This is a genomic window from Mesorhizobium sp. M7A.F.Ca.CA.001.08.2.1, from assembly GCF_003998455.1.
GTDB lineage: Bacteria > Pseudomonadota > Alphaproteobacteria > Rhizobiales > Rhizobiaceae > Mesorhizobium > Mesorhizobium ciceri.
In genome coordinates this window covers 1-5,195 of the sequence record NZ_RZPW01000452.1, presented here as the reverse complement: position 1 = coordinate 5,195, position 5,195 = coordinate 1, and the positions used below count along the sequence as shown (strand labels likewise).

General features: G+C 63.5%; 5 protein-coding genes and 1 pseudogene. 2 read left to right on the top strand and 4 right to left on the bottom strand.

Translation table 11 applies throughout. The features are described 5' to 3' along the window. Positions 1 to 280 (top strand): annotated as a pseudogene (locus EN914_RS23475) (EEP domain-containing protein); the annotation flags it as partial. Beyond that, positions 277 to 1,122 (top strand): EamA family transporter, encoded by an 846-nt coding sequence (locus tag EN914_RS23470; RefSeq protein WP_013529691.1) that lies wholly within the window; start codon positions 277 to 279, stop codon positions 1,120 to 1,122. The pseudogene EN914_RS23475 and the gene EN914_RS23470, both read left to right, overlap by 4 nt. Positions 1,123 to 1,130: 8 nt before the next feature. Here the strand turns inward: EN914_RS23470 and EN914_RS23465 are convergent, their stop codons facing one another. The 4 genes from EN914_RS23465 to EN914_RS23450 form a co-directional block, all read right to left on the bottom strand. Next, the gene (locus tag EN914_RS23465; RefSeq protein ID WP_407067811.1) at positions 1,131 to 2,369 is read right to left on the bottom strand and encodes an MFS transporter; all 1,239 of its coding nucleotides are present in this window, start codon (positions 2,367 to 2,369) and stop codon (positions 1,131 to 1,133) included. Between the two features lie 143 nt (positions 2,370 to 2,512). After that, positions 2,513 to 2,821 carry a Dabb family protein gene (locus EN914_RS23460; RefSeq protein ID WP_013529693.1) on the bottom strand — a complete coding sequence of 103 codons (309 nt, stop codon included), beginning with the start codon at positions 2,819 to 2,821 and terminating at the stop codon, positions 2,513 to 2,515. A 17-nt stretch (positions 2,822 to 2,838) separates the two neighbouring features. Beyond that, a complete protein-coding gene (locus tag EN914_RS23455) occupies positions 2,839 to 4,467 on the bottom strand; it encodes a GMC family oxidoreductase (RefSeq protein WP_024502754.1) in 1,629 nt (542 codons plus the stop codon). 12 nt (positions 4,468 to 4,479) lie between these two features. Continuing rightward, positions 4,480 to 5,195, bottom strand: a 716-nt coding sequence (locus EN914_RS23450) for a 3-ketoacyl-ACP reductase (protein ID WP_127389295.1), incomplete at its 5' end; no start/stop codon positions are given.

Genomic DNA, 5,195 nt, shown 5'->3' with positions numbered 1-5,195 from the left:
TCGCCACATCGTCGGCAGCACGCCCTACCATCGGGGTGCCGCCTATCTCAGCGGTTTCGTCGATGCCGCCGCCGTTGCCGGGGAGCCGGTTCCGGACTTCCATACCCATGTGAAGACCATCGACGGCAGATTGGCAAAGCGCCGGCTCGACCATTGCTTCGTCGGCGGCATGTTCGCCGGGCGGGTGCGTTCGATCGGTGCCGATATCGGCGAGGTTGCGTCGGATCATTTTCCGTTGCGGGTCGACATCGACCTGGAAACGCCCGGCATTGCCACATGACGCTTTTCGTTTTTTTCGCAGTGCTTGCCGCCGCTGCCATGCACGCGATCTGGAATGCGCTGGTCAAGGTTCATCTCGACCGCTTCCTGTCGATCACGCTGATGACGCTCGGCATGGGCGCGGCGGCACTCGTGGTGCTGCCCTTCGTCGAAGTGCCGAAGGCGGAGGTGTGGCCCTACATCATCGCCTCCGTCATTTTCCACATGGGCTACCGCACCTTCCTGATCGGCGCCTACAAGGCCGGCGATTTCGCCCAGACCTATCCGCTGGCGCGGGGCACCGCACCTCTGCTCTCGGCCTTTGGCGGCATGTTCGTCGTTGCCGAGATTCCCGGCCCGTTCGCCATGCTCGGCATCTTCCTGTTGTCGGCCGGCACGCTGGTGATGTCGTTTCGTGGCGGCGCACATCTGGAAAAACTCAATCTGCGCGCGGTTGGCTTCGCACTGGGCACTTCCATCTTCATTGCCAGTTACACGCTGTCCGACGGCAGCGGCGCACGGCTGGCGGCAACCGCGCAGAGCTATGCAGCCTGGCTGTTCATCTGCGATGCTTTTGGCGCCTTGGTGCTGTGCCTCATCTTCCGCGGGCCGAAGGCGCTGCCGGTGTTGGCGCGCGACTGGAAGGCAGGGCTGTTCACGGGCGTGCTCAGCGGCGCCGCCTACTGGATCGTCATGTGGGCGATGACCAAGGCGCCGATCGCCTCCGTGGCCTCGCTGCGCGAAACCTCGATCCTGTTTGCCATGATGATCTCGGTCTTCGCTCTCGGCGAAAAAATGACCGGCTGGCGCGGTGCCGCCGCGCTCAGCATCGTCGCCGGTGTCGTTGCGCTCAGGCTCGGCTGATTTCGACCCTAATTGAGTACGGTCATCAACTGGCCACGTCGTTCCGGACTGAAACGTATGACGACGATGATGCAGATGGCGACCACGCCTGCGAACAGCGCCAGGGCATAGCCATAGCTGCCTCCGGCGCTTTCCGCGATTCCTGCCTGATAGGGGCCGCCATAGGACGCGGCGAGATTGCCCGCCTGATAGATAAAGCCGGGCAAGGTCGCCCGCACCGCCCCGGGCGAAAGCTCGTTGAGGTGCACGGGGATGACGCCCCAGGCGCCCTGGACCGCGACCTGCATGACGAAGGCGCCGATGGCGAGCATGAACGGCGTGGTCGAGTAGGCCCATAGCGGGATCGACGGCAAGGCGATCAGGCAGGCCAGCGTGATGGCGTTGACGCGGCCGATCTTTTCGGACAGCGCGCCGAACGCCAGGCCGCCGACGATGGCGCCGATATTGGCGACGATGGTGATCCAGCTCACCGTATGCGGATCGAAGCCGTGCTGCTTCTTCAGGAAGGTCGGGTAGAGGTCCTGCGTGCCATGACTGAAGAAATTGAAGAACATCATCAGCACGACGGCATAGAGCGCGACGCCCCAGTGTTTCTGCAGGGTTTCCCACATGCCCGGTCGAGCCGTCTTCTGCGCTTCGACGAAGGCCGGCGATTCCGGCACATGCGAGCGGATGAACAGCACAATCAGCGCCGGCACGAAGCTGAGCAGGAACATGGCGCGCCAGCCGATCGTGTAGCCGCCGATCGTCTGCTGATAGAGCAGGCCATAGACCACCGCCGCCAGCAGATAGCCGGCCGGATAGCCGCATTGCAGGATGCCGGAGACCATGCCGCGTGCGCTCGGCGGAATGGATTCCATGGCCAGCGAACTGCCAAGCCCCCATTCGCCGCCCATGGCGATGCCGAACAGCGCACGCAGGGCGAGGAAGATGCCGAGATTGGGCGAGAAGGCGGCCAGCGCGCCGATCACCGAATAGCTCACGATGTTGAGCATGAGGATCGGCTTGCGCCCGTATTTGTCGGCAAGCATGCCGAAGAAGAACGCGCCGATGAAGCGTGTGGCCAAGGTCAGGAACAGCGCCTTGGAGACCGCGGGCACGTCGGCGTGGAATTCGGTCGCGATATCGGTGAGCAGGAATGTCAGAAGGAAGAAATCGAAAGCATCGAGCGTCCAGCCCAGGAACGAGGCGAGGACGGTCTTCTTCTGCTGCGAATTAAGGGGCAAATCTTCCTCCTCCACTATCATCGATGTGAGGAATTATCAGCCAGTTCAGGGAAGACCGGTGGTCACTTTTTCGCGCGGCTCATTTGATCGAACGCCCGCTGAGGTGCAATGAGGAGCGACCGGTGCCATCTGTCGATGAACTCGATCGTGGCTTGATGGTGAGTCTAGATTTCGAGATCAAACACCATCAGCCCGTCCGTGCCGCCTTCCAGGGCAGCGACCAGGCGTGCGCCGGCGCGCTGGTGCGCTTCATGCACAAGATAGGCATCGCGCGCGGCAGCATCGCGGAAGTCGATGGTGAAGCCATGGGTGAAGCCGCGTGCGAACGGCTCCGGGCTGACATTGGCGCTGAATTTTACGGCGTCCATGCCGTCGATCAGCTGTCGCAGCGCCTCGAGATCGGCATGGACCGCCGTGCGCTCGGTAGCGGCGACATCATTGCGAAATCTAGCGAAAACACAGTGCCTGATCATGTCTTGCTCCTCAGCGGCTAAGCAGCCCGGTTTCCGGAAAACACCGCCGGCGGCAGCGGCTCGCGGCCGAGGACCAGATCGGCTCCTTTTTCACCGACCATTATTGTCGGCGCATTGGTGTTGGATGAAGGCACGCACGGCATCACCGAGGCGTCGCAAACGCGCAGGCCCTCGATGCCGCGCAACCGCAGATCCGGTGTCACCACGGCCATGTCGTCATGGCCCATGCGGCAGGTGCCAACCGGGTGATGGTCGGTTTTGGAGGTGCGGCAGGCATAGTCGAACAGCTCGTCGTCGCTGGCGAGCGACGGCCCGGGCAGCACTTCGCGCAGCACGTAAGGGGCAAGCGCCTTCTGTCGCATGATCTGGCGCGCCAGTCGCAGCCCCTTGATCGACATGGCGCGGTCATAGGGATCGGACCAGTAGTTCGGATCGATCAGCGGGTGGTCGGACGGGTCGGCACTCTTCAGCCGCACCGTGCCGCGTGAGCGCGGCCGCAGGAAGGCCGAGTTCAGGGTGACACCTGGATTGTTCAGCTTCTCGACGCCGGCCTCGATGCCGGATCCCAAGCCGAGATGGAACTGAATGTCGGGCGAGGCGGCGGTCGGGTCGGCGTACCAGAAGCCGCCGGTCTCGAACAGGCTGGAGGCCACCGGGCCTTTCTTCAGCAGCAGATATTGCAGACCGGCCCAGGCCGTGCGGTGCAGCTTGGCGTAGTTGTCATAGGTGTGATCGCCGGTGCATTCGGCGATGACGAACAAATCGAGATGGTCCTGCATGTTGGAGCCGACGCCGGGCAGGTCATGCACCGGCGTCACGCCGACCGACTTCAGATGGTCTGCGGGGCCGATCCCCGACTGCATCAGGAGCTTCGGCGAGCCGATGGCGCCGGACGAGACGATCACCTCGCGTTCGGCGCGCAGGATTTTCTTCTCGCCGCCCGGCCTGTCGACCACCTCGACGCCGATAGCGCGACCGTTCTCGACGACGATGCGCGTCACCAGCACATCGGTTCGGACGGTCAGATTCTTGCGGGCGCGGATCGGCTTCAAATAGGCGACTGAAGCGGACGAGCGCCGGGCATCCTTCTGGGTCAGCTGGTAGTAGCCGACGCCTTCCTGGGCAGCGCCGTTGAAGTCCGGGTTGAAGGGGATGCCCATCTCCTGGCCGGCACGGAAATAGGCCTCGCAGATAGGCAGCGGCGAAATCGGGTTGGACACGCCGAGCGGGCCCTGGTCGCCATGAAAGTCGTTGGCGTAGCGCTGGTTGTTTTCGGCGCGCTTGAAATAGGGCAGCACGTCGCGATAGCCCCAGCCGGCGAGGCCCTCTTCCTTCTCCCAGGCGTCGTAGTCGCGGGCATTGCCGCGCGTGTAGATCTGGGCGTTGATGGACGAGCCGCCGCCGACGACCTTGGCCTGCGTGTACCAGAAGACGCGGTCCTTCATGTGCTTTTGCGGCACGGTCGACCAACCCCAGGAAGCAATGCCTTTGGTCATCTTGGCGAAGCCCGCCGGCATGTGGATGTAGGGGTGCCAGTCCTTGCCGCCGGCTTCCAGCAGCAGGACCGAATTGCTGGGATCTTCGCTCAGCCGGTTGGCCATAACGCAGCCGGCAGGACCGGCGCCCACGATGATATAGTCAGTCATTTCCTGATCCATTCATAGCCGTGGCACCGAGAGCGCGCCGTCGACATTGATGATCGAGCCGGTCGAAAAGCCGAGCTTGCCGCCGGCGAGCGTCGCCACCACCGCGCCGATGTCCGATGCTTCGCCCCAGCGTTTGGCCGGAACCAGGCCGCCGTCGATAAGGGCGTCATATTTGGCGGTCACGCCTGAGGTCATGTCGGTGCGGATGATGCCGGGCCGGACTTCGAAGACGCCGATGTTTTCAGGCGCAAGCCGCAACGCCAGGTTCTTCACCCACATCGAAAGCCCGGCCTTCGAGATGCAGTAGTCCGGCCGTTCCGGCGACGCCATTTCAGCACTGACCGAGGTGATGGTGATGATGGATCTCTGATCGCCTGGCGCAGCCAGCATCGCCTTGGCGACAGCCTGGCTGAGGAAGACGGTGCCGCGCAGGTTGATGCCCAGCGTGCGGTCGAAATTCTCCGGCTTGAGGTCCAAGAGGTCACCGCGCACCACGGCGCCGACGCCGGCATTGTTGACCAGGCAGTCGATGCGGCCGAAGGCGCGCATCGTGGCATCGACAAGTGCTGTATGGGTGTCGAGGTCCGCGATGTCGCACCTGACATAGGCGAATTTTGCGCCACGCTTGGCGATGTCGGGGGCAAGTCCGTCGGCGGCTGTTTCGGCAAGGTCGGCGACCAGAATATCGAAGCCGGCATCCGCCAGTGCCTGGGCGCAGGCGAGGCCGA

Bases quoted from the DNA above. Each gene is read 5' to 3' on its own strand.
- EN914_RS23470 (WP_013529691.1), top strand. From the start codon at position 277: ATGACGCTTTTCGTTTTTTTCGCAGTGCTTGCCGCCGCTGCCATGCAC.
- EN914_RS23465 (WP_407067811.1), bottom strand. From the start codon at position 2,369: ATGATAGTGGAGGAGGAAGATTTGCCCCTTAATTCGCAGCAGAAGAAG.
- EN914_RS23460 (WP_013529693.1), bottom strand. From the start codon at position 2,821: ATGATCAGGCACTGTGTTTTCGCTAGATTTCGCAATGATGTCGCCGCT.
- EN914_RS23455 (WP_024502754.1), bottom strand. From the start codon at position 4,467: ATGACTGACTATATCATCGTGGGCGCCGGTCCTGCCGGCTGCGTTATG.